This is a genomic window from Ciceribacter azotifigens, from assembly GCF_048159625.1.
Taxonomy (GTDB): Bacteria; Pseudomonadota; Alphaproteobacteria; order Rhizobiales; family Rhizobiaceae; genus Allorhizobium; species Allorhizobium azotifigens.
Genome location: NZ_JBLQTA010000042.1, coordinates 1 through 3,099, shown reverse-complemented (window position 1 = coordinate 3,099; position 3,099 = coordinate 1). Strand labels below are relative to the sequence as shown.

The following is a 3,099-nucleotide window of genomic DNA, read 5'->3' as shown; positions in this document are numbered from 1 at the left end:
TCATCGCCAAGGCCGGTGTGCTCGCCGGCGATCCGTCCCAACCACCAGAGATCCAGCAAGCCTCTGCTGACCTGGCTGCGACTGTTGAGCAGCTGTTTCAGATTGCCCACTACATCATGAATGCAACGCCTAGACTGTAGAGGCACGGAACGGATTTGGCGGGGGAAGTCGGTCCCGGCTTCCGCTTCGCGGCGCTATGCTAAGCCTCCTGCGGCTTCCCTTNCAGCAAGCCTCTGCTGACCTGGCTGCGACTGTTGAGCAGCTGTTTCAGATTGCCCACTACATCATGAATGCAACGCCTAGACTGTAGAGGCACGGAACGGATTTGGCGGGGGAAGTCGGTCCCGGCTTCCGCTTCGCGGCGCTATGCTAAGCCTCCTGCGGCTTCCCTTTATCCGTCAAAACCGTATCGAGAATTCCCGCTTTCCCGCCCCTTAAGGAGGGTCGGCGCTATGCTGAAAGCTCCGATGTTCTTCATTGTCCTTCTCGGATCTCGGACTGGCGCCGATCGATCCGAGCCGAGCGGCTAACCGCCGCTATCGAAACGTTGAATCAAGTTGAAATGGAGAGCTGCCCGAGGAGCGGAGCGCTCATCACTCGGAGCGCAGCGGGCAGATCCATCGTGTTATAACCTGGATCAGAAGACGGAGAACCGGCGTCGCCGGTTCGCATCCGCAAGGAGCGGCCGGGATCGGCCGCCCATCTACCCTGCCCTATACCGCTCTTACGATAGGTCGCCGATCGCGCCAATGGGCAAGCGCTGTCCCTCGTCAGGAAAAACGGCTTTCGCCGTCAGGCCGGCAAACCTTCCTTTTTTCCTTCCTCCCGCCCCATGACCCGATCGGCGTCCTAACGGGAGCGGGCTCAAGCCCTCCCCCTTCGTTCCGCCGGATGTGGGGGCACATCCTTCGAGAACGAAGGCAGAGGCTTCGCCCACTAGCGGGGCTTGCTCCCAAGGGAAACGGGAAAAACTGGAGCAAGGAACCATGAGCGACATCATCGCGATAGCACTGAACAAGCTGGACGCAGACCCGAAGAACGTCCGCAAGACTTACACCAAGGAGAGCATCGAGAGCCTGTCGGCGTCGATCCTCGCCAATGGCGTCATTCAGAACCTTGTGGTGCGCAAGGCACCCAAGGGCCGATACCTTGTGACGGCTGGCGGTCGCCGCCTAGCTGCTCTCAATCTTCTGGCCGAACGGGGCGAGATCACGGCTGACTACGCTGTGAATGTCATTGTCCGAGAGGCGGGTGACGCAACGGAATTGAGCCTGACCGAGAACGTCATGCGGGAGGCCATGCACCCTGCCGACCAGTTCGAGGCATTCAAAGAGTTGTTCGATGAGGGCAAGTCCATCAAGGACATCGCCGCCCGTTTTGGGACAACCGAAATCATCGTCAACCGCCGCCTTGCGCTAGCGAAGGTTTCCCCTGTCCTGTTCGCGGCGTTCCGCGCCGAGGACATGACCTTTGAGCAGCTTGCCGCCTTCACCATCACCGACGATCACGCTCGACAGGAAGAGGTTTGGAATGCCCTCCCCTCATGGGATCGTAGCGCCCATACGATCAAGCGCCGTCTCGCAGCAGATGAAGTCCCCGCAAGCGACAAACGGTTGGCGCTGATCGGAGGTCTAGAAGCCTATGAGGCGGCCGGCGGTCCTGTGCGCCGCGATCTGTTCGCCGAGCAGGGAGGCGGGTTTGCGTGCGATAGCGGCTTGCTGGAAAAGCTGGTTGCCGAGAAGTTGGAGGCCGAGGCAGAAACCGTGAAGGCCGAAGGCTGGAAATGGGTGGAGTGGTGCCCTCAGCAGCCGGATAACATCTACCAGATGGCCCGGGTTTACCCGCAGCGCATAGACCTCAACGACGATGATCAAGCCAAGCTGGAAGCTCTGACCGAGCGTTATGACGAGCTGGCTGCGCAGATCGATTCGGATCAGGAGGATGAGGCTGCCGAGGCGGCATTGTCCGCCGTTGAGCAGGAAATCGCCGTCCTGCAGAAGCGTGGAGAAGCCTATCAGAGCGAAGACCTCGCAATGGCAGGGGCAATTGTTACCATCGACCATTGGGGCAAGTTATCGGTGCTGAGAGGCCTTGTCCGCGACGAGGACAAGAAGAAGGCCGAAGCCACAGAAGGAAAGCAAGGCGGGGCAACCGAGGACGCTGACGGCGCTTCAAAATCTACGGCGCTTAATCATTCAGCGGCTTTGATCGAGGACCTGACTGCTCAGAAGACCGCGGCACTTCGCGTCGAACTGGCGAACAATCCCGACATCGCGCTTGTTGCAGTCGTCCATGCGATGTTGCTCAAAGTTCAGTATCGTACCGCATGGGGCATCCCCGGCCACCAGAGTGCGCTTGAAATCTCTGTCACTCATGAAGTGCTGGACGGTTCGATGAAGCGTCCCGCCGAGAACAAGGCCCTCGAGGCGTGGGGAAGCCTTGAGGAAAACTATGGGCACCGGCTTCCCGGCGATCCTGCTGACCTTTGGGAATGGCTGATGGATCAATCGCAAAGCGAGTTGTTGCAGCTTCTGGCCTATGCCGCCGCCCATTCCGTCAATGCGGTCGAGAAGAAGTTCAGCAGTCGCAGCCAAGCGCTGGCACATGCCGACCAGATGGGCCGCGCATTGAACGTGGACATGCGTGAGTGGTTTGAGACTACGGCGGAAAGCTATTTCAGCCACGTCAACAGGCCGACCATTCAAGCCGTTGTTGCCGAGGTGCGCGGCGAGGATATCGCCGCTGGTGTCGGCAACATGAAGAAGGGCGAGGCTGCGGAGTATGCCGCCAAGTCCATCAAGGACAGCGGGTGGCTTCCGCCTCACGTTCGGATCGCGTCTGACCCCGACGCAGAGGGTGAGGCTGAAACCTCTGAGGAAAAGAGCGAACACTCGTTCCCGATGGCAGCGGAATAATCCCGCCGCTGCTTGTCCCCGGTCACGTCCTCCAGCGTGACCGGCTCCCCTATTCCCGAGGATAAGCCGTGCTCGCTTCCGATCCTGATCCGACCCTTGCCGCCGAAAGCTGCTGTCAGCTAATCAACGCCTACCCGAGCGACCCGGAGCATGTTGATTGGGATGAAGTGCAAAAAGCACTCGA

General features: G+C 59.7%; 1 protein-coding gene. It reads left to right on the top strand.

The features are described 5' to 3' along the window. The first annotated feature begins 986 nt into the window (after positions 1 to 986). A complete protein-coding gene (locus ACM6UT_RS23025) occupies positions 987 to 2,915 on the top strand; it encodes a ParB/RepB/Spo0J family partition protein (protein ID WP_416799606.1) in 1,929 nt (642 codons plus the stop codon). The last annotated feature ends 184 nt before the right edge of the window (positions 2,916 to 3,099 follow it).

Excerpts from the sequence above, each read along its gene's own strand:
- ACM6UT_RS23025 (WP_416799606.1), top strand. The coding sequence starts at position 987 with ATGAGCGACATCATCGCGATAGCACTGAACAAGCTGGACGCAGACCCG.